Source organism: Rhizobium sp. BK176 (assembly GCF_024808055.1).
This window is the reverse complement of record NZ_JANUBV010000032.1, coordinates 1-18,145: the sequence shown is the minus strand read 5'-3', so window position 1 is coordinate 18,145 and position 18,145 is coordinate 1. Positions and strand designations below refer to the sequence as shown.

Genomic DNA, 18,145 nt, shown 5'->3' with positions numbered 1-18,145 from the left:
CCCTCAATTGCATTGATAGTGACGATGGATCGTTGACCGCACCGCGGCTTCGTCGATCCTTGTTAATTTGCCTTCGTCGAACACGGTTTCCCCCGCGATCATCACTTTGCGGACGTGCTGCGGACCGGCGTGGTAGACGATGTCAGAAAGAGCTCTCTCGTAGGTCATTCCCAACGGGTGCTCCAAGGCGAGGACGACCAGATCGGCTTGCTTTCCGGGCTCCAGACTGCCGATCTCGCGATCCCATCCGAGGACCCGCGCTCCCTCGATGGTGGCCATCGAGAAGGCGTCCGCAGCGCCGAGGATCGAAGCATCAAGAGTTGTCGCGCGCTGGAGAAGGACCGACAGCTTCATCTCCTGAAAGATGTCCAGGCTGTTGTTCGAAAGGGTGCTATCGGTACCCAGTCCGACGGGCACGCCGCGCCGCCGCAGCGCCGGGATGGGTGCGACACCGCTCGCAAGCTTTGCATTGCTCGCGGGGTTATGAGCCACGCCAGCTCCGGTCGCAGCAAGGATGTCCATGTCGGCGTCATCGAGCCATACACAATGGGCAAGAATAGAGGTCCCATCGAGCACGCCGAGATCGTTGAGCCAGGCGACGGGTGAGCGACCATAGCGCTCCGCAATCAGATCGTTTTCAGCGAGGTTCTCCGCCACATGTATCGTGAAGGGAAGTCCGAGCGCCTCGGCCCCGCGCTTGACGGCCCTCAATAGCTCTGGCGTGCAGCTGTACGGAGAATGGGCCCCGAGATAAAAGCGGCACAGTCCGTTGCCCGCATTGTCCGAAATCGCTTGCCGTGTCTCCTTAAGCGCAAGCGGCCAATTGGGGCGGCCGTTGGGTCGAAGTTCGGGCGAGTTTGCAAGAGCGCCGCTTAACGACCTCATGCCAATTTCGCTCGCCACCGATGCGAAGACACCTGCACCGTACCGTGTACAGTCGCATGCGGTCGTAATGCCCGCGCGTATCATATCCATCGCAGCGAGGGTGGAGCCCCGCCGGTTGTCGTCGATTGTCAGGGATGCGGTATGCGGAGCAAGTGCCTTTGCCCATTGGAAAAGGTCGCCATCGTCACAGCAGCCACGGTGAGTGGAAAGCCCACCATGGGCATGGGTGTTGACGAGGCCGGGGATGACCACTTTCCCATTTTGATCATCTCTTGTTGCCCCAATCGCTACGTCCGGCAAGTCGCTCGATGGGCCGATCCATTTGATGGTGCTGCCCTCGACGAGGATCGCGCCGTCTGCGTAAAATCCACCAGGCAGGCCAGTGCAGATAAACGCATTGAATAGCAGCTTCATCTATCCGATCTCCATTTCATATAGTCTGTCGTCGATCGTGATCCGGATCTCCTCATGCAGACGGCCAGGCAGTACGACGGCTCCGTCGTGGATGCGGAAGGGAGCATCGTGACCAGGGACAATGATATCGGCCATACCGACGATGCGCTGAACGCTCGCGGATGCGGCCTTTGCGTCAAACGAGCCAGCCGATACGCTGGTGGCAACTTCACCACGATGCTTCAAGGCATCCTGCGCCAGGACAACGCATTCGCCGTCGATCTGGAGGACAAGCGCGATGTGACCGCCAGTATGTCCCGGCGTTCTGATCATTCGAACTCCCGGCAGGATATCCAGCTCTCCGGAAACCACAGAGAGTTGCGGTCTGCGCAATAGTCCTTCCACCAGATACTTGGGAACAGCCCTGTCGTGCGCCCAATGCCTATCGAAGTAACTGAGTTCTGCCTCATGGATAACGATTTCGGCGTCCGGGAAGCACTCAGCGTTGGCGATGTGATCAAAGTGCAGGTGAGACAGAATGACTGTGCGAATGTCGCCAGCGTCGACCCCACGTTTGGCCAGTCCTTCAAGAATGCCAGGCCGATCACCCGCGCCGCCGGTGTCGAACAACGCATATCCTGCCCTGGTCTTCAGCAAGACCGTCGTGCTCCAGCCGAGGAAGCCTCGGCTGCATTTACCTGGAAAGCCTGAAAGAAGAATGTCGTATTGTGTTGTCATCAGGTTTCCACCTGCCGCAGGCGAGGATCGAGGAGGTCGCGAAGCCGATCGCCAATGAGATTGATGCCGACGACCGTAAGGAAAATTGCAAAGCCCGGAATGGTCGCGACCCACCACGCATTGCCGATATAGTTCCGGCCCTCAGATATCATCGTGCCCCATGTTGGGGTTTCCGGTGGGACCCCAAGTCCCAGGAAGCTCAAGGACGATTCAAACAGGATCATCTTGGCGACAAGCAAGCTCGATATGACAATGATGGAGGACGTCACATTCGGCAGAAGGTGCCTGATCAGGATCATTGGAGTTGATATCCCCATCGTTCGTGCTGCCTGAATGAACTCCCTTTCCCGCAAGACCAGGCATTCAGCCCTGACAACTCGGGCGTATTGCACCCAATTGGTGATGCCGAGAATGGCCACGATATTCCAGAGGCTGGGACCAACGACCGCTGCGACAGCAAGGGCCAATACGAGAAAGGGAATGGCAAGTTGTATATCGGTAGCGGCCATGATCACGCGCCCGGAACGGCGATCATCATATCCAGCCATCAGCCCTAATGTGACACCGATCGCACCAGAGATGACGACTGACGTCACTCCGACAATTAGCGAAACGCGAGCTCCTGCAATAACACGGCTGAGAACATCGCGGCCAAGGGCGTCGGTACCGAATAAGTGCATTCCATCGCCGTTTGACCAGAGCGGAGGTTTCAAACGCTGGAGAATTTCCTGCGCGTCAGGGTCGAAGGGCATGAGCCAGTGGCCAAAAACGGCGAGGAAGACGATGAGCAGCACGATGGCAAGCCCGAGGGCGGCAAGCGCGCTTCTTACGTAGCGTCTCAGAAATGCGGTCATTTGCCTTTCCTCAGACGTGGATCAAGGAAGCCATAAGAGAGGTCGACCAGAAGGTTTATCGAGACGATCGCGGTGGCCATGACGAGGACAAAGGCCTGTACGACCGTGAAGTCACGGTTTGAGATTGCCTGAATGGCAAGACGACCAATGCCGGGATAGGCAAATACCTCTTCGGTAATGACGGCCCCGCCCAGTAGCGCTCCCACCTGAAGACCAATCACGGTGAGGGTTGGGATCGCGGCATTGCGAAGGGCATGCTTCAGGACGATGCGCCGTTCGCTGACGCCTTTGCCCCGTGCTGTGCGAATATAGTCAGACTGCAAGACTTCGATCATGGACGAGCGCAGCAGGCGGGTGATGATCGCTGTCGAGTATGTCGCCAGCACAACTGCGGGCATGATCAGATGCCTAACACCACCACGACCCGACGGTGGCAGGATGTGAAATGTCTCCGAGAAAAGCAGGATCAGCATGATCGCCAGCCAAAAAGCAGGAAAGCTCTGGCCAATCAGAGATACCAACAGGCTAGCGCGGTCCGCGATCGAACCCCGCCATGCAGCTGCCACGATAGCCAATGGAATGGAGACCACAAGAGACAGCCCCAGCGCCATTCCACTGAGTTCCAGCGTCGCAGGGACGCGGTCGAGCACCAGTTGCATGGCCGGCTGCTCGTAACGGAGTGACATGCCAAAATCACCACGGAGCGCGCGGCCCAGAAAGTCCAGGTATTGTGCCCCCAATGAACGGTCGAACCCCATCAAGTGACGGAAGCGCGCAATTTCCTCCGCCGAAGCTTCCGGGGGGAGAAAGAGTGCCGAGGGATCGCCGCCAATCCTGATCAGGAAAAAGACGGCGATCGAAACCCCGAAGATTACGGCGATCGCGTATAATATTCGCGACAACAAGAAAGCGCTCACAACAGGTGGTTCCCTTGTGCTTGACGGGTCGCCATGGCTGGTTCATTTCCAGCCATGGCGGTTAACATTATTGGAAGCTGGCCTTGCGCAGGTCGATGATGCTGTCGGTGCGCGGCTTCCAGTTCAGGTTTGCACTGAGCCCATAAATCAGCGGCGGCTGGATCATGGGCAGGTGCGGAGCTTCATCCTTGATGATCACGGCGGCCTTCTCGTAGATCGACTTGCGCTCTTCGGGATTGATTGTCGAGGCGCCCTGATCCAGCAAAGCGTCCAGCTCGGGATTGCTGAAGTAGCTTTGATACTGGCCGGTCTTGAGGAGCGGATCCCAAACGAGGTTGGGGTCGCGTCCGCTCCAACCCGGGAACGTAATGCCCTCTCGGCCCTTTTTCTCGGAGATCTGACCCCAGACACCCGGCTCGAGATATTTGATCTCGGCCTTGATCCCGACCTTGGCGAGGAATCCAGCTGTTGCTTCCACGATCTCGGCGTCTTTGAGGAAGCGTCCCTTTCGCGTCATCAGCGGGATCGTGAAACCATCCGGGTAGCCGGCTTCGGCAAGCAGTTTCTTGGCCTTGTCCGGATCGTAGGGATAGGGCTTCCAGTCTGGATTGTAGGCAAAGCCATTGGCGGGCAGTGTCAGCGCAATGCGATTGCCCATGCTATTCAGGAGCGCCTGCTGGATCGCATCGACGTCAACCGCATAGTTAATTGCCTGCCGAACCCTCTTGTCCTTGAGAGGGGTATCGCGCGTTGTGTCGAAAGCGAGAAAATATAGAAAGTCGCTTGGGACGGTCTCAATCTTGGTATCGCCGCTGGAGAGTGACGGGACATCCTCGGGAGGGATATCGGCAGCAAGACCGACCCCACCAATTGTGAGTTCAGCTATACGGGTGCGGGTTTCCTTTATGGGGCGGAAAACCACTTTGGCGATCTTTGGCTTGCCACCCCAGTAGTCGGGGTTCGCCTCGAGTTCGACCTCTTCGTCCTTCAGCCATTTGACAAATTTATAGGGGCCGGTTCCGACGGGGGTCGTCGCGAGGGCGTTGCCGCCATTCTCCTGGGTATGCTTCGGAGGCACAATAAGCGCCGCAAAAGAAGCCTCATAGAGCGATAGGAGCATCGTCGGGAACGGCTTTGCAGTCTTGAAGTCTACCGTGTAGTCGTCGACGACCACAACGGATTTGATCGCCGAAATACGCGAATAGTACGGGGCCTTGAACTTCGGATCGAGCGCACGGTCGAATGTGAACTTTACTGCCTCGGCATTGAAGGGTTCGCCATTTTGAAACTTAACGCCCTCGCGAAGTTTGAAGCGCCAAGTCAATGGATCGGGGTTGGTCCACGATTTCGCCAGAGCGGGAGCCATCTGGCCGTCGTCGCCCTGCGTAACGAGCCCATCATAAATCTGGAAGAGAATGTTTGCGGTCGGAAAGGCAGAATGCTTGGCAGGGTCCATCGAATAGGCGTCGGCCGGTTGCGCAACGACAAGCGTATCAGCCTCTTGAGCAGCCACTGGAAAAGGAGCGATCGCCAGCGATGTCGTCGCAAGTGCTGCTGTCAGAAAGGTTCGTCTCAGTATCTTGTTCATGGTTCACCTCATTTTGGTCTTGGTTATTATCTCGGAATTGGCTGCGATCTTCAGTGTCGCTTTGGCTTTGGCTAGGAACCGGACGGAAGGAGTGCAATCGCCATGAAGCCCTCAAGGCGATCGATGTGAAGTACCAGTTGGTCTCCATTCCGCCTCGAAGGGACTTCGCGACCGTCGCCGATCTGGACGGCGCGGCGCGCACCAGTCGTAACTGCCACGTCGAAGCCAGCCAGCGGCGTAAGTTCCGTCAGAACTTTCTGCCGGGCAGCCGCACCGTTTAAAAGATGAAGAATGTCCGTTTCACCGCGACGATAAAGGATTGTCTCAACAGCCGATGATCCCGATGTCTTCACCGGGGGCTCCCCTATGGCCGGTTCTGCCAGAGCCGCAAACAGAGTTCGATATTCCGGCATGGAGAATTGGTGATACAACGACCCGATGCGCCAAGGCAGCCAGGTTGCTCTACCCTTCCCAAATCGTCTCGCAATCACGCCTGGTGCTTTCCCGGGACCTTCGACAACCGTGAATTCAGGTGCGTTATTCGCATAGGGCCCAATCAGCCGAAGGCAATCGCTGTCATGCACCAAATCGACCGGCCAGAAGTCGCCCGCAGCTGCAATATGTGGAATCCCGCCGAACGCCTGAGAAATCTGCGGCGCGTCGAGATTGAAATAGGCGCCTGTTACATCAAGCGCATCACCCGGCAGGCTTGGGAGGCAGTTCAGTGCCGCGGTCACTTTCGCTCTGCCGTTGTCGTCAGTTCGGCCTGTATCGGCCGTAACGAAGATCTGCCCGCCAGCTGCAACGAAAGCATCGATCAGTTCTGCATCATCTTGCGATAGCGCCTCGACCGCGGGCAGGACGATTGCGTCGTAAACGGCAAGCTTCTTTCGGTCCAAGTTGCCAGCGACGAGGACATCGCAGGGGTATCGAAGATCGGCAAGAATTTCGAACAGCCCGCGAAACTCGGAGACATGGCCACGTCCATCAACCGCACCGGCCGCGCGCCCGTCGTCGCGTCCCCATAAACGGCTGTCTTCCGATTTGACGATCGCGACCTTTGCTGCAGACTGGAGCTCGCGATACCATTCCTCCGCCCGAAGCTGATAGTCACCGAAATCCCTCAGAGCGGGGACGAACCGCGTATCTGACTGACTGAGTAGTCCATTCACTGCCGGCGCAGTGTTTGCCCCGTGGGCAGCCGCCTGGATGAGGTTATGGACCAGACGAGCCGATGGCATTGAGGTTTGGCGGCTCGCAAAGACCTCGGAGCTCGTCTGTATGAGAATTGGCGCGGTCTCAGGCTTCAGGGCTTTGGCGGTCAAGGCTTCCTCCGCAGCCCAAAAATTCCACATCGGCTGCGGATCAACAGGATTTGGAATGACCGGGTTTGACACCTGCGAACTAATAACGTCAGAGATTTCAGCCATCCGTCGGATGTCCCAACCGTCATGCACATGGTGATAGGGCACGAGCGCAGCACTTTGGTGCCGCGCACGGATAAACCTCCTAACCCCTGCCATGTGGTCAGCGAGAAAGTTTTGCCGCCAACGCTCGTATCCGACTATACGAACACCTGAGCTTGGAACGGAACCACCTGTCGAGTCCCACACGATTTTGACGCAACGCGAACAAAAACAGCGTGGGACATGGAGGTAGTTGAAGAAGAAGCCGTCGAGTAGGGGATAACGGGTGATGATCTCATCGAGAATGGCGAATACCTCATCCTGCCAGAAAGGACCCGTCGCACAGATCTGGGGCATATCCCATACCTTCGAAACACTGCCGTCTTCTCGCCTGACGAACCAGTCTGGATGGTTGCTGTCCATCCCCGCGCGTCCCTTTGAGATATCCATCCGAACCAGGACTCGGATGTCATTCTGCTTGGCGGCATCGATCACGGTGCCCAAGAAATCAAACTCCAGATAGGGATTGATCGTCTGGGAAGTCCGCGCCGTCGGATACCAGGCCGAGAAGCCACCGCCCATGGCAATGTAGCCGCCAGCGCCGACCTCTGTCACCTCCGAGATCAGGGACTTGACATCAAGGTTCTTGGCATCCGACTCCCGCAAAAGGTGCTGGAAGAAGCGGATAGGGTTATTGGTCCATTCTAGTGACATGCGCATCCTCCGATCAGCCGAGCGCGCATGCGCATGATCGGCCTCTCAAGTTTGTTGGCAGATTCGTAGACGCTGGCATTGTCGCGCTTGCGACGGGCAGCCAGGTCTTCGGCTTCCTGCCAGACCGCCCTCTCATCGATGACTGTCGCCCGACCATCTCTTGCGAGGACGCGGCCGTGACACAGGGTCAGGCCATGAGACATTCCCGTCTCTGACAGCACTAGCTGACGGACAGGCTCCCTAAGTGGGACGAAAGATGGTGAGGCAAGACGGTAAAGCGTGAGGTCGGCTGAAAGGCCTTTCGCTATTCTGCCGATGTTGTCGCCGAGACCAATTGCGTCTGCACCGCCTGCCGTGCCCATTGCCAGGGCGCGGTCCGGCCCAATCCAATGGGACGGATCGGTCGACGCGAGATTGTGCAAGATTGCAGTCCATTTCATGGTTTCGAGCATGCTGCTTCCGTCATTGCAGCAGGTGCTGTCAGTTCCCAGGGCGACCCGGACTCCCCGATCGAGCATGGCGGGAAGCTTACAATAGCCACTGCCAAGCCGCGCGTTCGACACGGGATTGTGGACGATGCAGGCGTCGTGGCGCGCAATGGTCTCGATTTCGCTTTCGTTGACCCAGATGCAGTGGACGAGGTGTGTGCGCGAGCTCAAAAGCCCCAAGTCTGCAAGATGCGAAATCGTGCCAGTCCGGTAGAGCTTGTCCCCCATGTGTCGCTGGACGTCTGTCTCCAGCACGTGCATGTGAAGGAGAGCATTCTTGCGCAGACTGAAGTCCGCCGCTTGCACCAACAACTTGTCGGAGCATCTCTGAGGCGCTGAAGGGCCGATAGCCACCCGAATCCGGCCATTTCCTCTTCCATGCCATCGCTCGTAGAAATCCTCGACGATCGCAATCTGTTCGGTGGCCGGCAAGGGCAGGCGTGTCCCGAAGTCCGACTGGTCCACGCCATCAAAATCCCTTGCCTCAAAGGGCATCGTGTCTACAACGGCGCGGTCTGAGACAATCGGAGCGATCGTCGCCCGCATGCCGCTGTCCAACCAAGCCGACGCGACCGCATCAAGCGCGTCCGCATTGATATCGGGAGAAATTCGAACGTGGTCGAGTACGGTAGTGGTGCCGTTTCGCATCATCTCGATCGCGCCCAGCAAGACAGAGAGGTAGACTTCTCTCAAACTGCGGTTTTCACGACCCGCTGACGACGACAATGACCAAAGTTCGAGTGGCAGGTTGTCTCCAGTCCCGCGAACCAGGTTATCTGGTGAATGAGAATGCGCATTGACGAAGCCGGGAACAACGAGCATCCCTGATGCATCAATCATCTCCATTTTGTCGGAGTTCGATACCCGGTCTTCATCAACCTCGAGCGCGGAGATTGTTCCATCGCGAATTTCGATTGAATGCCGTTTTGCGACCCAGGCACCTGAGTCCTGTGTAAGGCATAATGCATTTCTGAAATACATCGAGGACAAAGCGGGTTCCTATCGGCATGTTCCCTTGGCCGCTTGCGGGCTCTTATGTCCTAAGTCTTTCAGAGTATCGAATTAGGAGAATACGGCATTTTGGAAAAAATCATTTTCCCACAATCAAGGTGCCGCAGCGCATTTTTAGGCTTCCCACGGCACATCAATTGCTATGCTGTCCGCGTATTGGTCGGGAAACCAGTCGACTTGCTGCTGAATGACGGGTTTTTATGCGGTGCGCAACATAAATAGGCAGGGAACGTGACGGCATCGTGAACAAGTTCCAGGATATTTTGGCATTCGCCCGCGTGGCCGAACTCGGCAGCTTCACGGCGGCGGCTCGTGCGCTCTCCCTGACCACATCTGCGGTGACGAAGAGCGTAACACGCCTCGAGGAAGGGCTTGGACTACAGCTACTTCATCGGACAACACGGCGAATGCATCTCACCGAGACCGGCGCGGAATTCTATGAACGTTGTCGTGATATCCTCCAAGATCTCGAAACGGCCGAGAATGCGGCGCGCGAGAAGAACCTTCGGCCGCGCGGTAGCGTCCGTGTCGCCTTACCGCCATCCTTTGGGCGGAGGACCGTAATCCCTGCGCTTGAATCCTTCTACGAGCGTTATCCGGAAGTAACGCTAGATTTGTGTCTCAAACACCAGACTGCCAATCCAATTGACGGCGGATACGATCTGGTTGTTCATTCCGGTCGCCTTGCCGACTCCCGATTGATAAACCGGATCCTCGTGCGTGGCTCCCAAAAGACCGTTGCATCGCCACGCTACCTTGAGCGACACGGTATGCCACAATCCCCAACCGATCTCCAGCAGCACAACTGCATAGTCGGAGGCTTTGGTGCCAACTGGCATTTTCGCGGACTCGATGGCCAAGACCAGGTCATCCGAGTGGCCGGAAAACTGGTCACTGATAGCGGGGACATTCTGCGTGAAGCGGCAGTCGCCGGTCTCGGAATTTCTCAGGCGACCTGGTGGATCTTTCGCGATGACATCAATAACGGCGCGTTGATCCCGATGCTCGAAGATTTCGAGATCGAGGCTGATCCGATATCCATTGTCTTCCCGGCCCATCGCCGGACGCCGGCGAAAGTCAGGGCAGTCGTTGACTTCCTCTTGCAAATAACCCGTAGCAGCCAGAGTTGATCGAAGGAAAAGACATCATGATCGCACTCGCAACGTCGCGCCAGATCGCCGCTGAGCAATCGGTTCTTTCCGTCTCCAATCTTACAACCTCATTCCTGGTTGAGGGACGTTGGAAACCCGTCGTCCAGGATGTCTCTTTCCAGATTGCTCCGAAGGAAACGCTCGCAATCGTCGGTGAGTCCGGATCCGGCAAGAGCGTCACATCGCTGTCAATCATGCGACTTTTGCCCAAGCAATCCTGCCGTATCGAGGGGAACATCGTCCTCGGTGGCACCGATATTCTATCGCTCACTGACCGCCAGATGCGGCAGGTCCGCGGTCGGGACGCTGCAATGGTGTTCCAGGAGCCGATGACAAGCCTCAATCCGATTTTCACCATCGGAGACCAGATTTCGGAGGCCTTGCTGTGTCACAACAAATCCATGTCGTATGCAGAAGCCAAGACCGAGGCCCTGCGACTGATGGATAAGGTCCGCATTCCAGCCGCGGCAAGTCGTTACAGCGAATTTCCACACCAGTTCTCCGGAGGCATGCGGCAACGTGTCGTTATCGCCATGGCCCTTGCGAGCCGCCCGAAACTGCTCATCGCTGACGAGCCGACAACAGCACTTGACGTTACCATACAGGGACAGGTGCTCGACCTCATAAAATCGTTGCAGGACGAAGACGGGATGTCGGTGCTGTTTATCACGCACGATATGGGCGTCGTTGCTGAGATGGCTGATCAAACGATCGTCATGTACAGGGGCCAGTGCGTGGAGTCCGGCCAGACCGAGCAGGTTTTCAACATTCCAAATCACGCCTATACGCGCTCTCTTCTCGCCTCGGTTCCTCGATTAGGAGCAATGCGTGGACATACAGAACCTCTAAAGTTCCCGATTATTGATATGGAAAGCGGAATTCAAACGCCCCAGTCCACCGTGGTTACTACCGTTTCTCATGAACATCGCGCGCTCCTGGAAGTATCCAGCTTGTCAACGCGTTTCGATATTCACTCCGGTTCCTTCGGGCGACTTTCAGGGCGCGTGCATGCAGTGGAAGATGTCTCCTTTTCGATACGACCGGGCGAAACCCTGTCGCTTGTCGGGGAGTCCGGCTGCGGTAAATCAACGACCGGTCGCTCCATCATCGGGTTGGTGAAGCCGACATCGGGGGCAATCCTGTTTGAGGGACAGGACGTTTCTACACTTGGCAAGCAAGAGATGCGGAGCATTCGCCGAAGCATCCAAATGATTTTTCAGGATCCATATGCAAGCCTCAATCCCCGAATGCGGATCGGTGATGCAATTGCTGAACCCTACCTTGCTCATGGCCTTGGTAACCGGCTGCAATCGAAGGCGAGGGTGGCCGAACTGCTATCGCAGGTTGGGCTCTCACCCGATATGGCAGAGCGGTTTCCGCATGAGTTCTCTGGAGGCCAACGACAGCGCATTTCGATCGCCAGGGCGCTTGCTCTGGAACCCAAGCTCATTATTGCTGACGAGTCCGTCTCTGCACTCGACGTGTCGGTGAAGGCACAGGTCGTGAATCTCTTGCTGGAACTGCAGGCGAAGCTTGGCCTCTCATTCCTGTTCATCTCACACGACATGGCTATCGTGGAGAGAGTTAGCCACCGGGTGGCGGTGATGTATCTCGGCGAAATCGTCGAGATTGGACCGAGATCCGCCATCTTCGAAAACGCTCAGCATCCATATACCCGAAGACTCATCCATGCAGTGCCTGTGCCCGACCCCTCCAGGCGTGCCATTCGCCGTGAAACACCTGCAGAAGAACTTAAATCGCCGCTCAGGACACTTCAGTATATCCCGGCCAAACCCTCATATCGCGTCGTGAGCGCAGGGCATCTAGTCAGGTCAGATATGGTGAGCTTCGCGGAGAATGAGTAGGCTTTGACATCGCAGGAATAGCGACGAGGACGGCGTTCGGCTCGTGCTGGGAATGCCTGCCGAGGTGTTCATTGCAACCTCGAGCAGGACGTTCGCCCGTATCTGTGGCAGCCGATCCGCGACCGCGTCTCAAAGGCGATCCGCGAGAAATAAACCGGGCCCGCCTTGCCCCATTCGGGTCATGCGGGAACCGGTCCACCTTGATGTTCTTGGCTATCTGATGGGCGAACTCGATACTCCTTATTGGCAATTCGGGACGGGCGTTTGTCGAAGGGAAACCCCACTGCGTTGCGGGACACAAGAGAATTGAGGGCTGAGCAACTACTCAATCATCGCCCAGGCCGAGACAACGTTCATGCGCTGACAGCTGGTTTGACGTCCAGCCCGCGCTGCCGCGTCATGGACGTTTTCCCTTTCGAGCAATCTAAAGTCGTGGACTTCAGTTTAATTATTAGCTAGTTCTAATATTAATAACAGATTTGAAATTGTGGAAGGATCTGGAGGGCTTGGCAATGCCGGGGGAACAGGTTGAATTCTCAAAGAGCAGCGAAGGCGCGCGGATCCGCGAGATCTGGAAAGAGGCAGCGCAGAAAATTCCGGCGTCGCCCTCCGCGGCTAAGGCACCTTTCCTTGGAATCAATCTTCGTATCAACCTTATAAAGGCTCTGCAAGCCACCTGGGAAACGGGAAGTGTTGCGGTGAAGGTACTTGCGGCCGCTCACACCACTTTTGACCCGGTCACATGGCTGGGCATAGGTGTAGAAGCCGTTGCTGCTGTGAAAACGGTCGTCGCTGCGCTGGTACAACAACTGTCGGCAATCAACTACATAACCTATGTGATGCTAGCACAATCGCCCAATGGGGTTACTGAGGCGACGCTGAAGCAAAACGTTGAAAAGTTCGTGCGTGATCCCAAGCTATTCCAGTTCGCCTGGCATCTCGGCATGACCGAAGCCAAAGCTGCACAGGCACTGCAGGTGATCGAGCAGCCGAACTGGATCACAACTACCATGGAAAAACTCTCGTCCGACAACATGGCGGAGCGACGCGGGGAGCTCTGGTTTTTCCAAGAGCGCAATTTCACGCTTCGTGGCGAAGAGTAATTGGCTGGCTAGGGAACGCCCAAATGTTCAGTCCGAGCCTGGTATCGATCATGTTCCACAGCTTCGATAGGGAGATGCCTTGGTCTTCCAATCCGACAAGCTATGTGACCGCCAAAGACATAGCTGACAAACTAAATGCAATCGCGGACAAGGTGAAATGTTCGCGCACAACTATTCCAGTGGTTGCACGGACGCGCCAACCGATCTCGCTATTGAAAGAGTATTTCTCCAACGAGGAAATCGGGTCACAGAGCTTTAGGTTTGACCAACTAGATCCATTTTCTGTCTTTTGGGGACGCTTCCGTTTGGACAGGCTCGTCGGCTATTTCACTCAATTTCACCACTTGGATCCCACCGAGGAACTACTGGATATCGGCACGCCCCTCTTCGAACTCGGCTCCGGTTCGCCACATGATCAGACCTGCAGAAGCTTGTTTCAACATGCCGCAACACTGTCAGCGGCGACGGTGGCCGCAGCGATCGTTGATCTGGGGGAGGAAGACATAGGCTGCCAGCCCGACGATTATGGCAACAAGCTACGACATGCCGTCACCAATGACATAAAGCTGTCCGGTCACGCTGAGAAGGTCCTATCCGTTCTTCTGGAGCGCCTGGACAAAAACTCCAAGCTGGACAAAACGACGGTGAGTTGCGCGTTGGTGCGACCGCCAACCGCATTCATAGGCACCGGCTTGTCCGCATTCGATCAAGCATGCTCGCCCGAGATCTTGACCGCCATCGAAGCGTTGAAAACGCAACTCGACGCGGACGGCCTTCCAGTTGCCGTAAATCTGTCACTCGGAACACACGTCGGACCACACAATGGCGAATCTCCTTTGGAAGAATACATTGCAGCAAAGTTGACAAAAAATGATCGGTATCTAGTGGTTGCGGCCGGCAACGAAGGTGGCGCGGGTCACTCCGCGAAATGCACGCTGGAGGGAGACGAGCCGGATTATCTTAGTATTAGGACCGGCTCACTTTGTGAGGAGATGCTGGTCGAATTCTGGTGGGAGGACTCCGCTGGGATCAGTATGTCTATCGACGTCGACATATGGGAAACCGACGTTACCCATAATGTCGGCACTCGTACAAATCACGCTACCTTGCGGATCGATTCATCAGCTCTTGGTACTTTGTCGGTGACCCCCACAGGGCTTCCTACAACAATGATAATGCAGTCGCTATTTGGAGCACGTTGTCATAATAGTTTAAACTGCATCTCGTTTGCAATCACATCGACAAACAAGGCTGCTTTGCCAGTCCTAGACATCAAGCTGCGGCTTCAGGCGCAGAACGCACCAGCAACGACCCGGACAGCCGTGAACGGTTGGATTGTGGTAGCTGAGGCGGACCCGTTGACGGCCGCGACCAACTTCATTGAAGGCGGTGCCCAAGGAAACGTAATCGTTCCTGCGAGCGATCCCGCTGTTCTCAGTGTCGCCGGCCTCGACAGAAACGGAAACGTTTGGAAGGGGTCTTCCCGAGGCCCGGCTGCCGAATACGACACGGCAAATGGGGGGCTGGAGGTCCCTTTGATGGCCCATCTAGCGTATTTAGGATCGGAGTTTGGCACAAGTTTCGCAAGTCCACGCGCCTGCGCAGATGTAATAGATGTTCTGATAGATCCAAACAGAAAATGCAAAGACGCTAAGAGCCTATTGGTGGAGACCTACTGCCCCAGTGGTAAACTTCCGATTTGGAATGCGCGGTTTGGTTTTCACAAGGCCCAATGAGCTTAATCGCTCTGGCTATCGGTTCCGCTGATGCTGGCGAATGAATGCCAATACGAGTGACGTTGGGACTGGAATTTGGCGGGCCGATATTCGGGCACGGCGCAAGCGAGGGTCGTCTCGAGTGAGAGGTTCTCAGTTCCCATCGTCGTCGGTGCTAGGAGCGGCTCTTAGCACGAAGACAACCGGAATAGAATTGCGGCGACCGAGTTTCTGCGTACCGAAGGTGCTTCGGTCTGAATTTCGGCAGGCACCTTGCCGAAGCTGCCGAAGGCCATAACACGGCGCCGAGTTGCATCCGGAACCGCCGTGGTGACATCGACTGGCAGGACGTGTCCGGAGGAGTAGGCCATCTTGGCAAGGAAGGAACCAGCCGCGTCGAGCGAAGCCGCATTGAGGCCCGGCACATAGACCGAGGTGTTTTCCGTATCCGTGCGGTCGCTGAACGATGCGCCTGAGACAAGCGCTGCGAGGTCGGGATAGCGACCAACGCGGGCAAAGGACGGGGTTTCGAGGAAGCTCGATCCGTGGATCGACAGGCGGGCGCGGTCCTCGTTTGTCCCGGTGATGGGATCGCAGACAGTGTCTGCCGCCGTCGGCAGCCGCGCTTCGAACTCGATGGTGTTTTCACCAGGACGCAACTTGCCGAGCGGGATCGGCAGCCGCTGATCGTCGATCAAGCCAGTGGGGCTTGCGCCAAGCGTGATGTCCGCAACCGTTTCCCCGTTGGCCCGAAGGATCAACTCGGCGTCGCGGGACAGGTTGGCGGCATATTGGGCGTTGAGGTGGAGGACCATCGAGCCATAGTCGCCGGGGTGGAAGTCTGATGGCATCGAGAAGTTGACACGCTCCTTGTAGAGGCGACCCGAGAACGGCTGAGCAATGAAACCGAGGTTCTGGAGCGGCACGATGGAGTTCGGCGTCAGCGCTCGACCCTTGGCGTTAGCAAGCGCCCGTAAGCCCTGCGGCGTGCCGTCGTTTCGCTGCTGTTCACCTGACCGCTGGAACTCGGCGACGGCAGCGTCGACGTCGGCCGCGGTCTGGCCGGTGATCACCAGAGTCTTTCGGTTGTTGGCACCGTCGGCGAGAACACTGATGCCGTCCTTCAGGCTTGCGGCCCTGTTCGCGCCGAGCGCGGGAGCGATCACTGTTCTCGTTCCGACGACGACGTCGATGCCCGGACCCTGGCCAGCCTCCGCGCCGATGGTGACGGCCGGGCGGTCGAAGCTGCCAGCAATTGCCAATGACTGAATGACGGCCAGGATGGGGTTGTATTCACCCGGAGCTGCGCCTGATGTAATCAATCCACGGATTGGCGTGCGCCCATCATTGCTACCGCCAAGTGCGATGAGGTCGGGGATTGAATTGCCGGCTGTCTTGGGGGCTCCACCGAAGACGAAGCCGCTGCGCTCGGAATCGACCTGGGTCCAGAGTTCATAGGTTGCATCGACGGAGCAATCGACGCGATGCTTCGTTTCACCGAAAGATCGACGCCGATCAGGATCGGGGTGCTGCGTAAGCGAGCTTCAGGTTCTTGATCTCGAGCAATATGCACAAATTTGCGTTCGCTTCGCTTCTGAGCAGATACCCCTCCATTGAGGATCAGCTAGGCCAGTTCCGGCGACCAGTCAGCGAAAGGTTCAGCGGCGCCTGCGTGGGCTGTGGCCCCATGCCGCCATCTAACATGCCACCCACTTTTTGGTTTCTCGTTTCAATCTGCCGCCATGCAAATTTCAAATAGTCACATGTTGACTTTCAATTGGTCATCGCCGTAATTTCAAACAGTCATTAAAGGAATGAAGTTGTGGCGCTGTATCCAAGGCTCGCTGAGCAACGCGTTGCCGACGCCATGTCAGACACGCGAGTCGTGCTGATCGTCGGTCCCAGACAATCAGGAAAAACGACGTTGGCCAAGAAGATGGCCAATGAAGGGATGGAGTATTACACGCTGGATAATGCAACGACTCTGGACGCCGCGCGAGAGGATCCAGTTGGCTTTGTAAGAGGTATGGATCGCGCCATCATCGATGAAATTCAGCGCGCGCCCGAGCTGTTGTTGGCCATCAAGGAAAGCGTGGATACCGACCAGCGACCAGGGCGCTTCCTTCTGACGGGTTCAGCCAATCTCATGACGTTGCCACGCGTGGCAGACTCGCTCGCAGGGCGCATGGAGGTCGTTCGATTGCTGCCGCTTGCGCAAAGCGAGATCAGAACCGCCGGAAGCAGCTTCCTGCGCGACGCCTTTCGAAACGAAGCCAAGGCCGGAGAGCCAATCTTCGGAGACGACCTTATGGCTGCAGTTTTGGCCGGTGGATATCCCGAGGCGCTGGGCCGCAAAACCTTGAGCCGTAGACAGGACTGGTATGCGGATTATATCCAGGCGATCGTTCAACGCGACGTTCGTGATGTCGCGCAAATCGAGCAGATTGCTCAAATGCCGCGCCTGCTACGCATTCTGGCAGAGCATTCGGGACAGTTGGTGAACTATTCCCGGATTGGTGCGGCCATTGGGATGAACCACATCACAACGCAAAAATATGTCGGTATCTTCGAGAGCCTGTTCCTCGCTTGCACCGTACAACCCTGGTTTTCTAACAAACTGAAACGTCTCACGAAGACACCGAAAGTACATTTCCTCGATTCTGGCCTTCTTGCATCCCTTCGTGACCTCTCTCTCGACCGCCTCCACGACGACAGGGGTCAGTTCGGGGCACTGCTGGAGACTTTCGTTTTTGCCGAGATCCTTAAACTCGCCAGCGGCGGGCAAACCCGCTTCGAGTTTTCGCATTTTCGTGACAAGCAGCAGAACGAAGTCGATATCGTCATCGAAGATAGAAGGGGGCGGATCGTCGGTATCGAGATAAAGGCGGCAGCATCCGTCTCCAATTCCGATTTTTCGGGATTGCGAATTTTAGCCAAGGCATCCGGAGAACGGTTTGTTTCGGGCATGGTCTTGTATGACCACCATAAGGTGATCCCTTTCGGGGAACGTTTGTCCGCTGTTCCAATATCGGCATTGTGGCGTTAGCGCGCGAGAATTACGCTTCAGTCTTCAGACCCGAGCATTCTTGAGATATACAGTTTTAACGGATAGGCCTCAGGTTCAATTCCCTTCACATCAGGTCTTTTGTCAAATGGATCATTGGAGTGGCATGTGGGCGGATCCATGGTCTAAGCCCATAGCAATTACCGATCCGTTCTCGGACCTATACAACCTCATATGTGGAACGGCCCGCGGTGCAAGGGGCTTCTCAACCGATTTATCCACGCGGACGGTGCGTTCATATGTACGGCCTTTG

At 56.5% G+C, this 18,145-nt stretch carries 12 protein-coding genes and 1 pseudogene; 5 read left to right on the top strand and 8 right to left on the bottom strand.

Annotated elements, in window-relative coordinates:
- Positions 1-3: 3 nt before the first annotated feature.
- The 7 genes from FHT76_RS37930 to FHT76_RS37900 all read right to left on the bottom strand — a co-directional run bounded on the left by FHT76_RS37930 (position 4) and on the right by FHT76_RS37900 (position 8,805).
- Entirely contained in the window at positions 4-1,299 is a 1,296-nt protein-coding gene (locus tag FHT76_RS37930) for an amidohydrolase family protein (RefSeq protein WP_183865030.1), read from the bottom strand.
- Entirely contained in the window at positions 1,300-2,016 is a 717-nt protein-coding gene (locus FHT76_RS37925; protein WP_183865031.1) for an MBL fold metallo-hydrolase, read from the bottom strand.
- The gene (locus FHT76_RS37920) at positions 2,016-2,870 is read right to left on the bottom strand and encodes an ABC transporter permease (RefSeq protein ID WP_259186625.1); all 855 of its coding nucleotides are present in this window, start codon (positions 2,868-2,870) and stop codon (positions 2,016-2,018) included. The genes FHT76_RS37925 and FHT76_RS37920 overlap by 1 nt, the downstream gene beginning before the upstream one ends.
- Positions 2,867-3,787: an ABC transporter permease gene (locus tag FHT76_RS37915; protein ID WP_183865033.1), complete on the bottom strand. Its 921-nt coding sequence runs from the start codon at positions 3,785-3,787 to the stop codon at positions 2,867-2,869. The genes FHT76_RS37920 and FHT76_RS37915 overlap by 4 nt, the downstream gene beginning before the upstream one ends.
- Before the next feature lie 67 nt (positions 3,788-3,854).
- Positions 3,855-5,375, bottom strand: a complete 1,521-nt coding sequence (locus FHT76_RS37910; RefSeq protein WP_183865034.1) for an ABC transporter substrate-binding protein — start codon at positions 5,373-5,375, stop codon at positions 3,855-3,857.
- Positions 5,376-5,446: 71 nt separating this feature from the next.
- Positions 5,447-7,495: an alpha-amylase family protein gene (locus FHT76_RS37905; RefSeq protein ID WP_183865035.1), complete on the bottom strand. Its 2,049-nt coding sequence runs from the start codon at positions 7,493-7,495 to the stop codon at positions 5,447-5,449.
- Entirely contained in the window at positions 7,486-8,805 is a 1,320-nt protein-coding gene (locus FHT76_RS37900) for an amidohydrolase family protein (RefSeq protein WP_259186650.1), read from the bottom strand. Before FHT76_RS37900 ends, FHT76_RS37905 begins: the two co-directional genes overlap by 10 nt.
- Before the next feature lie 431 nt (positions 8,806-9,236).
- Here FHT76_RS37900 and FHT76_RS37895 point away from each other — a divergent pair, with 431 nt between their 5' ends.
- From FHT76_RS37895 to FHT76_RS37880, 4 genes are all read left to right on the top strand, one after another.
- Positions 9,237-10,124, top strand: a complete 888-nt coding sequence (locus tag FHT76_RS37895) for a LysR family transcriptional regulator (protein ID WP_183865037.1) — start codon at positions 9,237-9,239, stop codon at positions 10,122-10,124.
- A gap of 20 nt (positions 10,125-10,144) precedes the next feature.
- The gene (locus FHT76_RS37890) at positions 10,145-12,010 is read left to right on the top strand and encodes an ABC transporter ATP-binding protein (RefSeq protein WP_405049534.1); all 1,866 of its coding nucleotides are present in this window, start codon (positions 10,145-10,147) and stop codon (positions 12,008-12,010) included.
- Between the two features lie 512 nt (positions 12,011-12,522).
- Entirely contained in the window at positions 12,523-13,113 is a 591-nt protein-coding gene (locus FHT76_RS37885; protein ID WP_183865039.1) for a hypothetical protein, read from the top strand.
- Between the two features lie 23 nt (positions 13,114-13,136).
- Entirely contained in the window at positions 13,137-14,849 is a 1,713-nt protein-coding gene (locus tag FHT76_RS37880; protein WP_183865040.1) for a hypothetical protein, read from the top strand.
- Positions 14,850-15,016: 167 nt separating this feature from the next.
- Here the strand turns inward: FHT76_RS37880 and FHT76_RS37875 are convergent.
- Positions 15,017-16,303, bottom strand: a pseudogene (locus FHT76_RS37875) (cellulose biosynthesis cyclic di-GMP-binding regulatory protein BcsB); the annotation flags it as partial.
- 347 nt (positions 16,304-16,650) lie between these two features.
- Between FHT76_RS37875 and FHT76_RS37870 the strand changes: the two are divergent.
- The gene (locus FHT76_RS37870) at positions 16,651-17,874 is read left to right on the top strand and encodes an ATP-binding protein (RefSeq protein ID WP_183865041.1); all 1,224 of its coding nucleotides are present in this window, start codon (positions 16,651-16,653) and stop codon (positions 17,872-17,874) included.
- Positions 17,875-18,145: the final 271 nt, after the last annotated feature.

Coding starts and splice junctions, on each gene's coding strand:
- FHT76_RS37930 (WP_183865030.1), bottom strand. CDS start 1,299: ATGAAGCTGCTATTCAATGCGTTTATCTGCACTGGCCTGCCTGGTGGA.
- FHT76_RS37925 (WP_183865031.1), bottom strand. CDS start 2,016: ATGACAACACAATACGACATTCTTCTTTCAGGCTTTCCAGGTAAATGC.
- FHT76_RS37920 (WP_259186625.1), bottom strand. CDS start 2,870: ATGACCGCATTTCTGAGACGCTACGTAAGAAGCGCGCTTGCCGCCCTC.
- FHT76_RS37910 (WP_183865034.1), bottom strand. CDS start 5,375: ATGAACAAGATACTGAGACGAACCTTTCTGACAGCAGCACTTGCGACG.
- FHT76_RS37905 (WP_183865035.1), bottom strand. CDS start 7,495: ATGTCACTAGAATGGACCAATAACCCTATCCGCTTCTTCCAGCACCTT.
- FHT76_RS37900 (WP_259186650.1), bottom strand. CDS start 8,805: ATGCTCGTTGTTCCCGGCTTCGTCAATGCGCATTCTCATTCACCAGAT.
- FHT76_RS37885 (WP_183865039.1), top strand. CDS start 12,523: ATGCCGGGGGAACAGGTTGAATTCTCAAAGAGCAGCGAAGGCGCGCGG.
- FHT76_RS37880 (WP_183865040.1), top strand. CDS start 13,137: ATGTTCAGTCCGAGCCTGGTATCGATCATGTTCCACAGCTTCGATAGG.